This is a genomic window from Actinomycetospora lutea, from assembly GCF_028737205.1.
In the GTDB taxonomy this organism is placed as follows: domain Bacteria; phylum Actinomycetota; class Actinomycetes; order Mycobacteriales; family Pseudonocardiaceae; genus Actinomycetospora; species Actinomycetospora lutea.
Genome location: NZ_JAQZAL010000046.1, coordinates 17608 through 33684 on the forward strand (window position 1 = coordinate 17608; position 16077 = coordinate 33684).

Genomic DNA, 16077 nt, shown 5'->3' on the forward strand with positions numbered 1-16077 from the left:
ATCCGCGCCCCGGCGCGTCTGAGAGACCTGTGAGCCGCGCCGCGACGACGGGCGCCCACCGCGCGCCCACACGCCCCGGATACCTCCGATCGGGCGAACCTGTGCTCCGTCTGCGGCTCGCGTCTCTCAGGTTCCGCGCGGGGGGGTGCGAGCGATGCGGCATCTTGCTGGCGATCCGGTTCAGCACGCCGATAGGGCCAGGATCGCCACATCCTCGCTCGCGCGACACGCCGACCGGGCGAGGCCCAGGTACCCGTCAGCCTGGCAGCCACGTGCGCACCGCCGCGGGTGCCCCGCCGGAGGCCGAACACCGACGTCCGACGTCGGGAAGCCCCCAGCTCGCGCCGCCGAACGGGCCAACCGGCAGGATGCGGACGTGATCTCGCGACCCGGCAGGAGCCGTCTGCGCAGCCCCGTGACGATCGCGCTCGCGGTGGGCATCGCGGCGCTGGTGCCCCCGGCGTGGCGATCCCTGCGTCCCCGCGGGACCTTCGACCGGGAGAGCGCCGCCACCGGGGTGTCGGCGCAGTTCGACCAGGACGCCGCGTCCTACGACCGGCTCGTCGGCGCCAACCCCGGCTACCACGAGCACCTGCGCCTGTCGGCCCGTCGCCTCGACCTGCCCGACCGCGGCGCCGGCGCGACGGTGCTCGACGTCGGGTGCGGCACGGGGCTCTCGACGGCAGCGCTGGTCGAGACCTACCCGGAGGCCCGGATCGTCGCCGTCGACGCCTCGGCGGAGATGCTCGCCCGCGCCCGCGAGAAGGAGTGGCCCGACACCGTGCGCTTCGTGCACGCGCGGGCCGAGGACCTGGGCACGGCGCTCGCCGGGGAGGGACCGTTCGACGGCCTGCTCGCCGCCTACCTCGTGCGCAACCTGCCCGACCGCGACGCCGGTGTCGCCGTGCTCGTCGACCACCTCGCGCCGGGCGCCCCGATCGCGGTGCACGAGTACTCGGTCGCCGACTCGGCCTACGCCCGCCGGGTCTGGACCGCCGTCTGCTGGGCCGTGATCATCCCGCTCGGCCGACGCGTCACGGGTGACGCGTCGCTGTACCGCTACCTCTGGCGCAGCGTGCTCGCGTTCGACGGCCTCGCGCGCCTCGAGCAGCGGCTGCGCGACGCGGGTCTGCGCGAGGTGCACACCCGGCCCGTGGACGGCTGGCAGCGCGGCATCGTGCACACGGTCCTCGGGCGGCGCTGACGCAACGGGCCGATGTCCGGACGTCCAACGTCGGTGTCCGGCCTCCGGCGCGGCAGCTCCGCTGCGCCGCGTGCCGCACCTGGCCGCCGGGCTGAGGCACTCCGTGCCTCGGACGGCCCTCGGCGTGTCGCGCCGGCGAGGATGTGGCGATCCTGGCCTGAGACGCCAGCGATGCCGCATCGCTCGTACCCGGGCCGCTACCCGCGGCGGCGGGCGGCGCGGACGGCGTAGGTGCGTTCGGCGTACTCGATGTCGTCGGTCCACAGGCGTTTCGCCGCCCATTCCATCGCCGGGCGCACGAGGCGTTCGGCGCGGCGGGCCGTCGCGAACCCGGGCCGGGGGGAGTGGGCGATCGTCGCCTCGACGACCGCGGTGCGCGGGCGCCCGTCGGGATGCGGGGCCAGCGGGGTCGCGTGGGTCTCGACGACGCTGCCCTCGCCCTCGCCCTCGGTGATGTGCATGACGATCGTGCGCGGCTCCGGGCACGTGAAGCGGGCGCGCACCGGCACGCCCCAGTTCTTCGACACGCGGAACGCCACGCGCAGGTCGAAGTGGTCCTCCTCCTCCGCACAGTCCCGGGCGGGCGCGCTCTCCACGCGCAGGTCGGCGAACGAGTGCGGGTGGAACCACGCTCCGTGCCAGGGGTCCAGCCGGTTGGCGATGACGTCGGCGGGCTCGCACGTGCCGACCATCGACGCGACGGCGACCAGGCTCTCGTCCAGCGGCGGGCGCGCGGGCAGGATCGGCGCCTCGGTGGGTTCCTCGCCGCCGACCGCGTCGAGGCGCACCCAGGCCAGGGCGCCGTCGTCGTGGGTGGGCAGGGTGCGCCAGCCGGCGCGGCCCGCCGGGCCGAGCGACAGGCCGTGCCACCGGCAGATCAGCTCGCAGCCCTGCTGCGCGGCCGTCGCCATGTCCGCGCCCAGGTGCGGGCACGCGCCCGGCCCGGCGTGCAGCTCCCCGGAGGGCGAGCGCCACAGCACCAGCTCCACGCCCGCGACGGTCGTGCCGAACGGGGTGCCGGCGCGGACGTCGCGGCTCGCGCCGGCCACGTACCAGTTGCCCGAGGGGCGCGCGGTCGCCCGCGAGAGCGCCGCGTCGATGACGCCGACCTTCGCCTCGCGCCACGTGGGCTCCATCGCCGCCCACTCCCCGCCGGAGAGCCGCCGCAGCGGGGTGACCGGCGCGCGCCGTTCCGCCTTCCTGAGCACGGACCGGACGCTAGGCCGGGTGCTGTCGCAGCGCAGTGACGGGCAGCCGTCTGTGGCCGGATGCACCCGTGGCTGCGCCGAACGAGCAGGTGGAGCTGCCGCGTGACCGACGGTGTGTCACCCGAGCGGGCCCCGCTCCCACGGGCACGACAGGCACCGCGGGCCACCGCGCCCCGATCCGAGCTCGAACCCCGCGATCTCCAGGACCTCGATCCCGGCCGCCGCCAGCCGGGCGTTCGTCGTCGTGTTGCGCTCGTAGGCGACGACCCGCCCGGGCGCGAGGGCCAGGGTGTTGTTGCCGTCGTCCCACTGCTCGCGCTCGGCGGCCACCGACTCGAGCCCGGTGTCGACGGCGCGCAGCACGTCGATGCCCATCGCCCGCGCCGCCGCGGGGCGGAACGGCTCGGGCCCGGTGATGTGCAGGTGCTCGGGCCCGTCGGGTCGCACGGTCCACGCCTCGAGCCCCTCGAGCACGCCCGGGTAGATGACCATGGTGTCGACGTCGACCATGGTGGCCACGGTGTCGAGGTGCATGGTCGCGCGGCGCTGGGCGATCGGGACCGCGAGCACGGTGTGCGCCAGCCCGTCGGCGAACATCGCCCGCGCGAACGACTCGGCGCCCGCGGGGCTCGTGCGCTCGCCCACCCCGATCGCGAGCACGCCGGGTGCCAGCAGCAGCACGTCGCCGCCCTCGACCGCCGACGGGTCGCGCGGCGCGGTCGGGGCCACGACGCCCAGCTCGGGGTGGTGGCGCTGGGCGAGCGCGACGAGCGGGGCCTCCCGCCGCCGGGCCGGCATCCCCATCGACGACGCCACGACGCGCGGGCCCACGCGGACCGACGAGTCGCGCGTGAACATGAGGTTGGGCAGCGGGTCGACGGCGAAGTCGTGCGCGCCCGCCATCGCGCGCACCAGCGAGTGGCCGGTCACCGCGAGTTCGGCGAAGGTCCGCCCACCGACCAGGGCGTCGGCCAGCGCGTCGTCGTCGAGCGCGGCCAGCTCGGCGCGCACCGCCCCGGCCAGCTCGCGGCCCAGGACGCGCTCGTCCACCGCGTCGGCGATGCCGGTCTCCCGTGCGGCGGGCGCCGCGGCGAGCGACTCGCGCAGCACGTCGCCCAGCAGCAGGACCCGCACGCCCTCGGTGCGCAGCAGCTCGGCGAAGGCGTCGTGCTCGAGCTGGGCCCGCTCGACCCAGGGGATGCCGTCGAAGAGCAGCCGGTCGGCGTTGCGCGGGGTCAGCCGCTCCAGTTCCGGGCCCGGGCGGTGCAGCACGACGGTCCGCAAGACGCCGACCTCGGAGTCCACGTGGGGGAGACGCAGGGCAGCGGAGCTCGACCCGGTGTGTGGCGCATCCGTCTCCACGGTCGGCGACCCTAGGGGGACCGCTCTACTGTGCGCGCCATGGGACTCCTCGATGACAAGGTGGTCGTGGTCACCGGTGCCGGTCGCGGCATCGGTCGCGGTGAAGCGCTGGAGTGCGCGCGGCAGGGCGGAGCCGTCGTCGTCGCCGAGTTCGACGGCGAGGCGGGCGACGAGGTCGCCAAGGAGATCGTCGCCGCCGGTGGGCGCGCGGTGGCGGTGCCGGGTGACGTCGCCGACGCCGACGTCGCCGACGCGTTGGTGACCGCGGCGGTGGAGAACTTCGGCGGGCTCGACGCCGTCGTCAACAACGCCGGCATCCTGCGCGACCGCACGCTGGTGAAGATGTCGGACGCGGAGTGGGACGACGTCATCCGCGTCCACCTGCGCGGGCACTTCGCCCCGACCCGCGCGGCGTGCCGATACTGGCGCGAGACCCAGCGCCCCGGGCACCTCGTCCACACCGCGTCGACCTCGGGCATCCTCGGCAACTTCGGCCAGTCGAACTACGGTGCGGCCAAGGCCGGCATCGCGGCGTTCTCGACGATCACGGCGATGGAGATGGCCCGCTACCACGTCACCTCGAACGCCATCGCGCCTTCGGCGCTGACCCGCATGACCGAGTCGCTGCTGCCGCCGGACGTCCGTGAGGACCGGCAGGCGATGCTCGAGCGCGGCGAGTTCGACTTCTTCGACCCCGAGAACGTCGCCCCGTTCGTCGCGTACCTCGCGTCGGACGCCAGCGCGCACATCAGCGGCAAGGTCTTCGGCGTCCAGGGCGACTCGATCGAGCTCTACCAGCCGTTCACCTCGGTCGCGGAGATCCGCGGCGACGGCCACCGCTGGGACCCCGAGGCCATCCCCGAGCGCATGGCCGAGCTGTTCGACGCCGCCGGTATCGACCCGGCGCCGGAGAACATGATGGCGCGCTCGCGCCACAAGATCATCAGCTAGGCGGGCAGGAAGGGCAGCGCCCCGCGCAGGAGCGCCGAGCCGACGAACGCGATGACGTCGAGCAGGGCGTGCGCCCCGACCAGGGGCCAGAGCCTGCCGGTGCGCTGCCACACCCGCCCGAACACCAGCCCCATCAGCAGGTTGCCGAGCCCGCCCCCGAAGCCCTGGTAGAGGTGGTACGAGCCGCGCAGGACCGCCGAGATCGCGAGCGCCCGGTTCTCGGAGACCCCGAGGCGGCGCAGGCCGTGCAGCAGGTAGCCGACGACCAGGACCTCCTCGGCCCAGGCGTTGGCGCACGCGGAGACGATCAGCACGGGCACGGTCCACCAGTGGTCGTCGAGCATCGACGGGATCACGGTGGTGTTCAGGCCGAGGGCGCGGGCGGCGAGGTAGAGCCCGAGGCCCGGGATGCCGATGAGCGCGGTGAGGCCGAGCGCGCCGAGGGCGTCGCGGCCCGGGTGGCGCCCGTCGAGCCCGATGTCGCGCGGGCCCGACCCGGCGCGGACCAGCAGGTAGAGCCCGAGCGCGCCCCACGCGACCAGGGCGAACGACCCTGCGAGCTGGGCGGCGAGGTCGGCCCACGGGTTGCGGGCCAGCGCCTGGTCGATGGCGGTCGTGCGCTGGTCCAGGGGGACCGGTGAGGCCAGGGCGTCGAGCAGCGAGATCAGGCTGCGCACGCCCGAGAGCCCGAGCGTGACGGCGAAGACGACGACCAGTTCGGTGCGCAGCAGGCGCCGGTCGCGCCCGCCGAGGGGGGCGCCGTCCGGCCGGGCCGGGCGGACCCAGTCGCGCCACACGTCCCCGGCCGTCACGCGGGCCACGGTAGGGGGTGTTTCCGGCGCGGGTACTCCATGGTCATGACCCGCCACGCCCTCATCTCCGGGGCCAGCATCGCCGGTCCCGCGCTCGCGCACCAGCTGGCTGCGCGGGGCTGGCGGACCACCGTGGTCGAGCGGGCACCGCGGCTGCGCGACGAGGGCCAGAACATCGACGTCCGTGGCGCCGGGCGCGAGGTGCTGCGGCGGATGGACCTCGAGGACGCCGCGCCGGCGGCCGGGACCGGCGAGGTCGGCCTGCGCTTCGTCGACGACGACGGCGCCGCGGTCGCCGAGTTCCCGGCGGGCCGGGGCGACTCGGCCGGCGGGACCGCGGAGATGGAGATCCTGCGCGGCGAGCTCTCGCGCCTGATCCACGAGCGCACCCGCGACACCACCGAGTACCGCTTCGACGAGCAGATCCGCGAGCTGACCGACCACGGCGACGGCGTCACGGCCCGGCTCGCCGGGGGCGAGGAGATCGACGCCGACCTCGTCGTCGTCGCTGAGGGCACGCGCTCGCGCACCCGCGACCTGGTGCTGCCCGACGCCGAGGTCACCGAGCTCGGCCTCCAGGTCGCCTACCTGACGATCCCGCGCACCAACGACGACGACCGCTGGTGGCGCTGGCACAGCGCCCCGGGCTCGCGCAGCACCAGCCTGCGCCCCGACAACCGCGGCACCACCCGGGCGATGCTCGCCTTCCTCTCGGACGTCCGCGGGCTCGGCGAGCTCGACCGCGACGCCCAGGTGACCGTGCTGCGCCGCACCTACGCCGACGTCGGCTGGCAGGCCCCGCGGGTGCTGGCGGCGCTCGACGCGGACGAGGGAGCGTCGCTGTACTTCGATGCCGTCGCCCAGATCCGCCTGCCGCGCTGGAGCACCGGGCGCACCGTGCTGCTCGGCGACGCCGCCTGGGCCACCGGCCCGTTCGGCACGGGCACGACGCTGGCACTGGTCGGGGCCTACGTCCTGGCCGGCGAGCTCGGCGCGGGCAGCGACACCGCCGACACCTCCGACACCGCCGACACCGCCACGGCGCTCGCGCGCTACGAGGAGCGGATGCGACCCTTCGTCGCCCGGTCCCAGGACGTGAAGCCGGCCGCCCTGCGCGCGATGAACCCGCGGTCGGCGGCCGGCCTGGCGGTGCAGCGCCGGGTGCTCGGCCTCGCCGGCTCGCTGTCGTCGGTGTTCGGCGGCGTGCTCGAGAAGCTCTCGAGCCCGCGGGCGGAGGCCGTGCAGCTGCCCGACTACCGGTTGACGGCCTGACCACCACCGGCGTCGGTAACCTCGGGGACGTGCTGCGCCTGCTCGTCACCCCCCGCTGGATCGGGTGGACGCTGTTCGCGCTAGCGGCCGTCGCCGTGTGCGGCGGGATGGCCTGGTGGCAGGTCGTGCGCGCCGAGTCGCCCGGCGGATCGCTGCTGAACGCGGGCTACGCGTTCCAGTGGCCGCTGTTCGGGCTGTTCTTCGCCGCCCTGTGGTGGCGCATGCTGCGCGCCGAGGCGAAGGCGCTCGACGAGGTACAGGCCGAGCGCCGGCAGAAGGCCGAGGTCACCCCCCTGCGGGCCGCTCCCGCCGACTCGCCGTTCGGGCCGCGCCCGGCCGGGGTCCGGGCCGGGGCCATGGACGACGTGCCGTCGCCCGAGCGGGCGCGCTGGAACGCGATGTACGCCGAGCTGGGCGCGGCCGAGACGGCCACGACCACCCCGAACGAGGAGACCGATCGGCCGTGACGACGAGCCCCCCCGAGGCACCGCCCACACCGGAGGTCATCGCGGCGCTCAAGCGCTACCGGGTCGGCGCGTGGGTGGTCGGCGTCGGCCTGCTCGTGCTCGTGCTGGTCGGGATGCCGCTGAAGTACCTGGGCGGGGACGGCACCGTGGTCGCCATCGTCGGCCCGATCCACGGCTTCCTCTACATGGGCTACCTGCTGCTCACCGCGGACCTCGCCTACCGCGACCGCTGGGCGGTCGGGAAGGCCGTGCTGGTGGCGCTGGCGGGGACGATCCCGTTCGTGTCGTTCGTCGCCGAGCGGAAGATCACGCGCCCGCTGCGGGACGCGAGGTAGGACGCAGGCCCGGCACCTCGTCGGCGCACCCGATGAGGGCCCGGACGGCCTCGCCGAGCTGACCGGGGCACGACAGCGGCGCCGCGAACGGCAGGCGCACGTCGTGGTCGGTGGCCTCGGCGTCGTCGGTCTCGACGCGCAGCCGCAGGCCGAACCGGTCGACGCCCAGCGGCGCGAGCCGGTGCCCGGGACGGCGCAGGCGCACGGGCAGCCGCGGGACGAGTGCCGAGAGCGTGCCCGCGTGCGCGGCGGCGAGGTGGGCGAGCCACGGGTCGCCGGTGGCCGCGACGGGGTCGGGCGGCGCGGCGGCCATCGCGGTCGGCGCGAGCGCCCCGGTGCCCTCCGCGTCGGAGAGCACGACCATCGCCGGCTCCAGGCGCAGCAGCGTCTCGCCGTGGCCGACGTCGAGCAGGCGCTCGTCGGGCAGCTCGGCCGCGATCCGCAGCGCGGCGCGCCGGGCCACCCGCATCGGCAGCACGCGCAGCCGCCCGCTGACCCAGAGCAGCCCGCGCACCGGGCGGCGCACGGTGACCGGCGCGACGTCGGCCAGCTCGAGCATCACGGGCAGGAGCGCCTCGCCGCGCTCGCGCACCCGCCGCACCAACGGGTGGTCCTCCGGGAACTGCAGCGTCGCGGCGCCCGTCGACGGCACGTGGTGCAGCGTCGGCGCGGCGCGCAGCTCGCCGTCGTCGTCCGAGGAGCCGCCCACCCCCTCGCCGATCACCGCGGCGTTCCGGGCGCGCCCGGCGAGGGTCCGCGCGCGCTCGGCAGGCGGCGGAACGGGCGGCGCGGGCGGTCGGCTCCTGGCCATCGGACTCCCTCGGTGCGGCGACCTAAGGGGAGCCTAATCAAACTTTGCCGCCGGACGCGAGACCCTCGCGGGGCGTCGTGGATCCACGGACCGGTGGGCGGGGCCGGGCGGGCCGCCCGCTACCGTGCGGACGTGTCCACCGTCCCCGAGGCCGGCGGGGCACCGGTCGACGGTGTGCCCGCCCTGCTCCGAGCGATCGTCGACGACGCCGCGCTCGTGGCCGAGGGCCCGCGGCCGGACATGGCGACCGTGGTCGACGAGCACCTCGCCGCCCGCGCCGCCGACGCCGGCGGCCTGCTGGGCTCGCTGGTGGTGCCGGTCTCGCGGCTCTCCGAGCTGGTGGCGGTACTGGTCAAGCGCCGGCCCTCGGCGCCGCTGCCGATCGCGCTGGCCGTCGACACCGGCCTCGGCGGCGTGCCGAAGGCGCTGTCGCTGACCTCCTCGCGCTCGGCCCTGCTCGACCCGCGCACCGTCGAGATGCCGGCCCCGCACGACGTCGACACGGTCTGGCTCGAGCGGGTCACCGAGTTCGTGCCGGAGGACGTGGTCGCGGTCGTCGAGCCGCGCCGCCCCGACGTGGACGGGTCCGAGGACTGGCTCGACGGGGTGCGTCGTGTCGTCGACCACGGGTGCCGGCCCAAGCTGCGCTGCGGTGGCGGGCGCGCCGGCGCGTTCCCGGGCGTCAAGGACGTCGCGGGCTTCGTCGCCCTGGCCGTCGGGGCCGGGCGCTCGTTCACGGCGAGCATCGGGCTGCGGTCGGCGGTCCGGCACACCGATCCCGACACCGGCTTCACCCACCACGGCTGGCTGAACCTGCTGGTGGCCACCGTGCGGGGGCTGGCGCCGGGCACCGACAGCCCGGTCGAGGAGCGCATCGGGGAGGCGCTGCTCGTCACCGACGGCGAGGCGCTGGCCGCCGAGCTCGCCGACGTCGGCGCCGAGGCCGCGGTGCGGGTGCGGTCGCTGTTCTCCTCGTTCGGGTCCACGGCCGTCACCGGGCCGGGTCCCGAGCTGGCCCGCCTCGGCCTGCTCTGAGCCCCGCGCGGGCCTTCCGTACGCTCGGGTGACGTGACAGGTCTCCGCGTGGCGTTCCTCGGGCCGCACGGCACCTTCTGCGAACAGGCCCTGCGCACCCTGACGCCGGCCGTGCTGGACGACGCCCTGGGCGACCCGGAGCCGGCACTGCTCCCCATCCCGAGCACGACCGCCGCGCTCGACGCCGTGCGCGCCGGCGACGCCGACGCCGCGTGCGTGCCCGTGGAGAACTCCGTCGAGGGCGGCGTGCCGGCCACGATGGACGGGCTCGTGGAGACGCCGCCGCTGGTGATCGTGCGCGAGATCCTGCTGCCGGTGCGCTTCTCGGTGCTCGTGCGCCAGGGCACCGCGGCCGCCGACGTCGGCAGCGTCGCCTCCCACCCGCACGGCGAGGCGCAGACCCGCCGCTGGATCGCCGAGCACCTGCCGGCCGCGGAGGTCCGCCTGACCTCGTCGACGGCGGCGGCCGCGGCGCAGGTGGCGGCGGGCGAGGTCGACGCGGCGGTGTGCGCGCCGGTCGCCGCGGCCCACCACGGGCTGGTCGAGCTCGCGTCGGGGGTCCACGACACCGGGGACGCGGTGACGCGGTTCGTGCTGGTCCGCCCGCCCGGCGCGCCCGGCCTGCCCGCGCCCACGGGCGCCGACCGCACCTCGCTGGCCGCGACGACCGTCAACCACCCGGGCGCGCTGCTCGCGGTGCTCACCGAGATCGCGGTGCGGGGCGTGGACCTCACGCGCATCGAGTCGCGCCCGCTCAAGGACCGCCGGGGCGAGTACTGGTTCTTCCTCGACGGCACCGGCCACGTCGCCGAGCCGGCGATGGGCGAGGCGCTGGCCGCGCTGCGCCGGCGCTGCACCGACGTGCGGTTCCTCGGCTCCTACCCGCGCGCGACCGTCGCGGGCGAGGTGGGGACGGGCGCCGGTCCCGGGCCGGGGCAGACCGTGAAGGACTACACGGAGTCGGCGGCCTGGCTCGCCGCGCTACGCGACGGGAGCGGCGCATGAGCGACCTGCGGCTCGTCCTCGCCCGTCACGGCCAGACGCAGGCCAACGTCGACCGCCTCCTCGACACCCGGTTGCCGGGGCCCCCGCTCACCGAGCTCGGGCGCGCACAGGCCCGCGCGCTGGGCGCCGAGCTGGCCGAGGGCGTCGAGGGCACGATCACCGCGCTCTACCACTCCCCGGCGCGCCGGGCGGTGGAGACCGCGGGCCTCGTCGCCGAGCACCTCGACCTGGTGCCGGTGGAGGTCACCGGGGTGCACGAGGTGTCGGTCGGCGACCTCGAGGGCCGCAACGACGAGCCCTCGATCGCCGAGTTCCGCCGGGTCGTCGACCGCTGGCAGACCGGCGACCTCGACGCCCGCCACCCCGGCGGGGAGAGCGGGCGGGACCTGCTCGACCGCTACCTGCCCGTCGTCGCCGACCTGCGCGACCGCCACCCCGACGGCGGCACGATCGTGGTGGTCAGCCACGGGGCCGCGCTGCGTCTGGCGGCGCTGGAGCTCGTCGAGCGCGTCGGCACCCCGCCGCTCGAGGAGGAGCACGTCAACAACTGCGGGCGGGTCGTCCTGCGCCCGCGCGCCGGCGGGTGGGAGCTCGTGGCCTGGCGCAGCGCCGTCCCCGGCGGCCTGCCCAGCACCGTCGACGACCCCACGGCCTGACCTCCCGTGTGAGCGAACTCCGGTGCTATCGCACCGAAGTTCGCTCACGTACTCCGATCAGCCCCAGCCCAGGCGGTGCAGGGTCGCCTCGTCGATGCCGAAGTGGTGCGCGATCTCGTGCACGACGGTCACCGCGACCTCCTCGCGCAGCTCGTCCTCGTCGGCGCAGACGTCCGCGAGCGCGAGGCGGTAGAGCGTGATCCGGTCGGGCAGGACACCGCCGTAGTCGCTGTAGCGCTCGGTCAGCGCGACGCCCTCGTAGACCCCGAGCAGGTCGGGCTCCTGGCCGTGGCGGTCCTCGACGAGCACGACGACGTTGTCCATCGCCTGCGTCAGGGGCTCCGGGAGCTCGTCGAGCGCGTCGGCGACCAGCTCCTCGAAGCGCTCGGGACCGACCTTCACCGCTGCAGGCTAGGCGCCGGGGGACCGGTGCGGGGACGCTAGCCGCCGCCCAGGCCGGGCACCGGCAGCGACGGCACCTGGACGCCCGGTTGCTGGCCGGCGCCGGGCTGGGTCGCGGTCCCGCCGGCCGCCCCGCCCGCCGCACCGCCCTCGGGCGCCGGGGCGGTGGTCGTCGTGCCGGGCACCGTGGCCGGCGCGCCCGGGCGCAGGCTCGGCGCGGTCGCGGGCGCCTCGCCGCCGATGGTGACGCCGTCGGCGGCCTTGCCGGTCAGCGGGGCGAAGCCGGAGCTGTCGGCGAGCAGCGAGCCGAGGTTGCAGCTCACGCGCCGGGTGCCGGCGGTCCAGGACTCCTCGGCGAGGTTGGTCCAGTACACGGTGAGCTTGGAGTCGGTGAGCTTCTGCGCCGAGCCGACGTACTGCTCGGCGATGCGCTGGCAGGTCGGCTGCAGGTAGTTGTCCTGCTCGTCGACCGACGGGAAGCCGCCGCGGAACTGGGTCCCGAGGTCGACGGTGCCCGCGACCTCGGCGGCGTGGGTCTCGCTGCACGCGGTGGGGTCGGAGACCTCCTTGCCCGCGAGCCCGAGGCACGTGCCCGGGTCGTACACGACCGCCTGGTCGGCCTCGGTGACGCGCCCGGTCGACGCGAAGAGCGCCCCGGTGCGCCCCGGTGCCTGCAGCCCGCAGCGCACGGTGCGGTCGCCGGCGTCCCACGCGGCCTGGGTGGGCTTGAGCGCGCCCGCCTTGTAGCGCCCGGCAGGGTCGAGGCGGCCCTGCAGGTAGTCCCGCGCCTGCGGCGTGCACTGGTCGGTGACGAGCTGCTGCCACGCCGGGTCGGCCGGGAACGGCGCGCCGGGCGGCTGCGCGGCGGTCACCGCGCCGACGCTCTCGAACAGGTGGGACTGCGCGCAGTCGACCTCGCGCACGTCGCCCGCGTCGTCGCGGCTCCAGGTCAGGCAGCTGCCGGGCTGGGTCGTCAGCGGCGGCGGGCCGTCGTCGTCCGACGACGAGGACACCGCACCCGCCGGCCCGGACGACGAGCCGGAGAGGCCGAGCACGTCGGGTCCCGAGCCGGTCGCGGCGAGCGCGGTCGCGGCGACCAGCATGATCACCGCACCGACCAGGACGCCGACGACACCGCGGCGCGCGGCCCGGCGGCGGGGGTCGGCGGCGTCGTCGGGACCGAGGACGCGGTCGAGCCAGCGGTCCACCCCACGGGGGTCACGATCGGTGCTGTCGTCGCCGTCGGGGCCGCTCTCACGGGCCGGCCCGGACTGACGTTCCCGGAGCTGCATCGCCCTGGCATCATGCCGCTCCGGGATTCCCCGGGCCGGGTGACCCCGCGTCGGGCAGGATCGGTGGTGACCGGTGCGCGCCGGACGGTGCGGGCGGACGGGTGGGTGGAGGGGACGATGACAGGCCGAGACGACGAGCGGCCCCGCACGGAGAGCAGCGGTGCGGCGCAGCCGGACGAGGCGTCGGAGCGGCGGACCGAGAAGGTCGATCTGACCGCCTCCTCCGACCAGGCCCCCGACCCGTCCCAGCGCCCCACCGAGACCGTGGACACCTCCGCCGTGTCCGGTGGCCGCCACCGCGGTCCCGACGACGCGTCGACCGACGCCGACGACACCCCGCCCTCGGGTGTGCCCGCCGCGAGCTCCGGGTCGGGCAGCGGGGCGCTCGCCGCGGTGGGGGCCGACAGCGGCGAGGCCGCGGGCGAGGGCCGCCGCGGCCGCGTGCGCTACCAGGACCCGGCCACCACCAGGCCCCGCGAGCCCACGGTGGCCGAGCAGCGGGCGCGCCGCGAGGCCCAGCGCCGCGAGCGCGCGCAGCGCGACGCCGCCGCGGCCGCCGAGGAGCGCAAGAAGAAGATCCGCAAGCGGGTGCTCGTCGGCGGCGGCGTCGCGGTCGGCGTGGTCGCGCTCGTGGCCGTCGTCTACGCGGCCAGCGCGCCGGACGAGGTCGAGGCGCAGTGCGTCGACCCGCAGGGTGTCGTCGTCCCCGACGAGAACTGCGGCGGCACGCAGCAGGGCGGCTACTACGACAGCGGCGGCCACTTCGTGCCGATCTTCATCGGCGGCTTCGGCAACCAGTACCACTACAACTACGGCTCGCGCTCGCCCGTCGGCACGGTCGCCCAGGGCGGCTCCACCGCGCCGCCGCCCAGCGGCACGTCGGTGCGCAGCGGCACCTCGGGCAGCACCCTGGGCACCAGCAACGGCAGCAGCGGGACGGTCAGCCGCGGCGGGCTCGGCGTGGGTGGCAGCTCGAGCGGCACCAGCGGGTCGAGCGGCTCGAGCGGGTCGAGCAGCGGCTCGTCGGGCAGCTCCTCCGGCAGCTGACCCGGGTACGGCAGGATCGCGGTCGTGCAGCGTGCGACCGGTAGTCCCCGCCCCGGCTGGCAGTCGATCATCGAGGAGCAGGGGCTGGTGTTCGGCACGCCCGCGGCGGGGCTGAACGGCGCCCGGCCGTACTGGGACGAGTCGGTGCACTACGTCTTCGACATGGCCGAGGTGCTGTCGCTCGAGGCCGACGTCGAGCTCCTGCACTCGATGTGCCTCGAGGCCGTCGACCACGTGGTGACCACCGAGCGCTTCCGCGACTTCGCGCTGCCGGAGTGGTCGTGGGAGGCGGTCGCCGCGTCCTGGCGCCGGGGCGACCCGCACCTCTACGGCCGCTTCGACCTGCGCTACGACGGCTCGGGCCCGGCCAAGCTCATGGAGTACAACGCCGACACCCCGACGTCGCTGCTCGAGGCGTCGATCTGCCAGTGGTACTGGCTCAAGGACGTCCACCCCGACGACGACCAGTGGAACTCGCTGCACGAGAAGCTGGTGGAGCGCTGGGGCGAGATCGCCACCAAGCTGCCGCGCAACGAGGTGCACTTCTGCTGGTCGCAGGCCGACCCGACCGGCGAGGACCACGTCACCGTCGCCTACCTGCAGGAGTGCGCCGCCGAGGCCGGCCTCGACACCGTCGGGCTCGCGATCGAGCAGCTCGGCTGGGACTCGGCGCTCGACCGGTTCGTCGACCTCGAAGAGGCGCCGATGGCGACCGTCGACAAGCTCTACCCCTGGGAGTGGGTGCTCGGCGACGACTTCGGCAAGCACGTCACCCGCAGCCTGCCCGAGACCACGTGGATCGAGCCGCTGTGGAAGACGCTCCTGTCGAACAAGGCGCTGCTCGCCGTGCTGTGGGAGATGTACCCGGGGCACCCGAACCTGCTGCCGGCGTCGCTGAACGACCCCGGCTTCCTCACCGAGTACGTCCGCAAGCCCCTGCTCGGGCGCGAGGGCGCGAACATCGCGGTCGTCGCGCCGGGCTACGAGACCGAGACCGGCGGCGTCTACGGCGAGGAGGGCTACGTCTACCAGCTCTTCGACCCGCTGCCCGAGTTCGACGGCTACCGCCCGGCGCTGGGCGCCTGGATCGTCGGCGACACCTCCGCGGGCCTCGGCATCCGCGAGACGACCGGCCTGATCACCGACAACGGGGCGGCGTTCGTGCCGCACCGGATCCCGGACTGATCTCCGCAGACGATCACCGGTGCCCTAGTCTGGCGCCCCGATCGTCTGTGATGGAGGGCTCCGCAGGTGCTCGCTCCCGATTTCTGGCCCACCGTGGGCGTCAACATCGGCCTGATCGTCGTCTACGCGGTGATCGGCGCGGTGCTGATGTACGTCGGCTACTTCGCCATCGACCTCACGACCCCGGGCGACTTACGCGGGCTGGTCCGCGAGGGCCGTCCGAACGCCGTCGTCGTCTCCGCGGCCGGCCTCGTGTCGATGGCGCTGATCGTGGTCACGGCCATCTACGTCTCCGGCGGCGGCTTCCTCGCCGGCCTCCTCAACACCTCGATCTACGGGCTGGTCGGGATCATCGCCCAGGTCCTCGCGGTGCGCGGGCTCGAGGCGGTCGCGCGCCTGGACGTCGACGGCTGCCTGCACGACGACCGGTTCACCTGGGACTCGGCGGTCATCGCGGCCATGCACGTCGCCCTGGGCCTCGTGGTCGCCGTCGCGGTCATCTAGTACTACAGCCGGATTTTTGTCTGCGGACTTCGGTGTGTCGGCTTGGTCGTGACCCTCAGATGAGATCTTGTGTGGTGGGTGGTCGATGATGTCGGTGTGGCCGAGGTCGAGGGCTGGGCGCAGGAGTTCTCGCAGGTCGAAGCGCTGCTTGGGCCGCGGTTCGGACGTCGTGAGCCGCGCGCTCGCGCGGTCGGGTATGTCCGGTCGTTGATGGCGCCGTTGGAGCGCAAGAACGGTTGGACGATCTCCGAGGCGACCGGGGCGCGCTCGCCGGACTCGGTGCAGTGGCTGCTGAGCGGGGCGGACTGGGAGCCCGACCTGCTGCGTGACGATCTGCGGCGCTGGGTTGCCGAGGAGCTCGGGGACCCGGGCGGGGTGCTCGTGGTCGATGACACCGGGTTCCTGAAGAAGGGCGCCAAGTCCGCGGGGGTGCAGCGGCAGTACTCCGGGACCGCGGGGCGGATCGAGAACTGTCAGATCGGGGTGTTCCTGGCCTATGCCACCCCGGCCGGGCGCACGCTGCTCGACC

Annotated in this window: 18 protein-coding genes; 12 read left to right on the plus strand and 6 right to left on the minus strand. The window is 75.3% G+C overall.

Features of this window, described 5'->3' with window-relative positions; all coding sequences use genetic code 11:
• Positions 1 to 472 precede the first annotated feature (472 nt).
• Entirely contained in the window at positions 473 to 1204 is a 732-nt protein-coding gene (locus PHK61_RS30010; protein ID WP_420791460.1) for a class I SAM-dependent methyltransferase, read from the plus strand.
• A gap of 197 nt (positions 1205 to 1401) precedes the next feature.
• On the opposite strand, the gene PHK61_RS30015 is transcribed toward PHK61_RS30010, so the two are convergent.
• Both PHK61_RS30015 and PHK61_RS30020 read right to left on the minus strand, forming a co-directional pair.
• Positions 1402 to 2412, minus strand: coding sequence for a Rieske (2Fe-2S) protein (locus PHK61_RS30015; protein ID WP_420791458.1), 1011 nt, complete (start codon positions 2410 to 2412; stop codon positions 1402 to 1404).
• 117 nt (positions 2413 to 2529) lie between these two features.
• Positions 2530 to 3717, minus strand: a complete 1188-nt coding sequence (locus PHK61_RS30020; RefSeq protein WP_274284702.1) for an arginine deiminase — start codon at positions 3715 to 3717, stop codon at positions 2530 to 2532.
• Positions 3718 to 3813: 96 nt separating this feature from the next.
• Between PHK61_RS30020 and PHK61_RS30025 the strand changes: the two genes are divergently transcribed.
• Positions 3814 to 4725 carry an SDR family NAD(P)-dependent oxidoreductase gene (locus PHK61_RS30025; RefSeq protein WP_274284703.1) on the plus strand — a complete coding sequence of 304 codons (912 nt, stop codon included), beginning with the start codon at positions 3814 to 3816 and terminating at the stop codon, positions 4723 to 4725.
• Here the strand turns inward: PHK61_RS30025 and PHK61_RS30030 are convergent.
• The gene (locus PHK61_RS30030) at positions 4722 to 5537 is read right to left on the minus strand and encodes a CPBP family intramembrane glutamic endopeptidase (RefSeq protein WP_274284704.1); all 816 of its coding nucleotides are present in this window, start codon (positions 5535 to 5537) and stop codon (positions 4722 to 4724) included. The two genes, PHK61_RS30025 and PHK61_RS30030, sit on opposite strands and share 4 nt — an antisense overlap.
• Positions 5538 to 5582: 45 nt before the next feature.
• On the opposite strand from PHK61_RS30030, the gene PHK61_RS30035 reads away from it, so the two are divergent.
• The 3 genes from PHK61_RS30035 to PHK61_RS30045 are packed head-to-tail and all read left to right on the plus strand — an operon-like array spanning position 5583 to position 7611.
• Positions 5583 to 6809 carry an FAD-dependent monooxygenase gene (locus PHK61_RS30035; protein ID WP_274284705.1) on the plus strand — a complete coding sequence of 409 codons (1227 nt, stop codon included), beginning with the start codon at positions 5583 to 5585 and terminating at the stop codon, positions 6807 to 6809.
• Positions 6810 to 6838: 29 nt separating this feature from the next.
• Entirely contained in the window at positions 6839 to 7276 is a 438-nt protein-coding gene (locus PHK61_RS30040) for a hypothetical protein (RefSeq protein ID WP_274284706.1), read from the plus strand.
• On the plus strand, positions 7273 to 7611 hold the full coding sequence (locus PHK61_RS30045; protein ID WP_274284707.1) for a DUF3817 domain-containing protein: 339 nt from the start codon (positions 7273 to 7275) through the stop codon (positions 7609 to 7611). The genes PHK61_RS30040 and PHK61_RS30045 overlap by 4 nt, the downstream gene beginning before the upstream one ends.
• On the opposite strand, the gene PHK61_RS30050 is transcribed toward PHK61_RS30045, so the two are convergent.
• A complete protein-coding gene (locus PHK61_RS30050; protein WP_274284708.1) occupies positions 7583 to 8422 on the minus strand; it encodes a DUF2470 domain-containing protein in 840 nt (279 codons plus the stop codon). The two genes, PHK61_RS30045 and PHK61_RS30050, sit on opposite strands and share 29 nt — an antisense overlap.
• A gap of 132 nt (positions 8423 to 8554) precedes the next feature.
• Between PHK61_RS30050 and PHK61_RS30055 the strand changes: the two genes are divergently transcribed.
• From PHK61_RS30055 to PHK61_RS30065, 3 genes are read left to right on the plus strand one after another with little or no spacing between them, the layout of a single operon-like run.
• Entirely contained in the window at positions 8555 to 9457 is a 903-nt protein-coding gene (locus PHK61_RS30055; RefSeq protein ID WP_274284709.1) for a hypothetical protein, read from the plus strand.
• 33 nt (positions 9458 to 9490) lie between these two features.
• Positions 9491 to 10462 (plus strand): prephenate dehydratase, encoded by a 972-nt coding sequence (gene pheA, locus PHK61_RS30060; protein ID WP_274284710.1) that lies wholly within the window; start codon positions 9491 to 9493, stop codon positions 10460 to 10462.
• Positions 10459 to 11118 (plus strand): histidine phosphatase family protein, encoded by a 660-nt coding sequence (locus tag PHK61_RS30065; RefSeq protein WP_274284711.1) that lies wholly within the window; start codon positions 10459 to 10461, stop codon positions 11116 to 11118. The genes pheA and PHK61_RS30065 overlap by 4 nt, the downstream gene beginning before the upstream one ends.
• Before the next feature lie 57 nt (positions 11119 to 11175).
• Here the strand turns inward: PHK61_RS30065 and PHK61_RS30070 are convergent, their stop codons facing one another.
• Together PHK61_RS30070 and PHK61_RS30075 are read right to left on the minus strand one after the other, a co-directional pair.
• Positions 11176 to 11520 carry a metallopeptidase family protein gene (locus tag PHK61_RS30070; RefSeq protein ID WP_274284712.1) on the minus strand — a complete coding sequence of 115 codons (345 nt, stop codon included), beginning with the start codon at positions 11518 to 11520 and terminating at the stop codon, positions 11176 to 11178.
• A 38-nt stretch (positions 11521 to 11558) separates the two neighbouring features.
• Positions 11559 to 12728, minus strand: coding sequence for a septum formation family protein (locus PHK61_RS30075; protein ID WP_274284713.1), 1170 nt, complete (start codon positions 12726 to 12728; stop codon positions 11559 to 11561).
• Positions 12729 to 12929: 201 nt separating this feature from the next.
• On the opposite strand from PHK61_RS30075, the gene PHK61_RS30080 reads away from it, so the two are divergent.
• From PHK61_RS30080 to PHK61_RS30095, 4 genes are all read left to right on the plus strand, one after another.
• Complete coding sequence (locus PHK61_RS30080) at positions 12930 to 13859, plus strand: hypothetical protein (protein WP_274284714.1); 930 nt, start codon at positions 12930 to 12932, stop codon at positions 13857 to 13859.
• Positions 13860 to 13883: 24 nt separating this feature from the next.
• Positions 13884 to 15044: a glutathionylspermidine synthase family protein gene (locus PHK61_RS30085; protein WP_274284715.1), complete on the plus strand. Its 1161-nt coding sequence runs from the start codon at positions 13884 to 13886 to the stop codon at positions 15042 to 15044.
• Positions 15045 to 15110: 66 nt separating this feature from the next.
• Positions 15111 to 15548, plus strand: a complete 438-nt coding sequence (locus PHK61_RS30090; RefSeq protein WP_274284716.1) for a DUF350 domain-containing protein — start codon at positions 15111 to 15113, stop codon at positions 15546 to 15548.
• Positions 15549 to 15626: 78 nt separating this feature from the next.
• Positions 15627 to 16077 (plus strand): IS701 family transposase (locus PHK61_RS30095; protein WP_420791459.1); only part of this gene is annotated, 451 nt, incomplete at its 3' end.

Coding starts and splice junctions, on each gene's coding strand:
- PHK61_RS30025 (WP_274284703.1), top strand. CDS start 3,814: ATGGGACTCCTCGATGACAAGGTGGTCGTGGTCACCGGTGCCGGTCGC.
- PHK61_RS30035 (WP_274284705.1), top strand. CDS start 5,583: ATGACCCGCCACGCCCTCATCTCCGGGGCCAGCATCGCCGGTCCCGCG.
- PHK61_RS30050 (WP_274284708.1), bottom strand. CDS start 8,422: ATGGCCAGGAGCCGACCGCCCGCGCCGCCCGTTCCGCCGCCTGCCGAG.
- PHK61_RS30065 (WP_274284711.1), top strand. CDS start 10,459: ATGAGCGACCTGCGGCTCGTCCTCGCCCGTCACGGCCAGACGCAGGCC.
- PHK61_RS30080 (WP_274284714.1), top strand. CDS start 12,930: ATGACAGGCCGAGACGACGAGCGGCCCCGCACGGAGAGCAGCGGTGCG.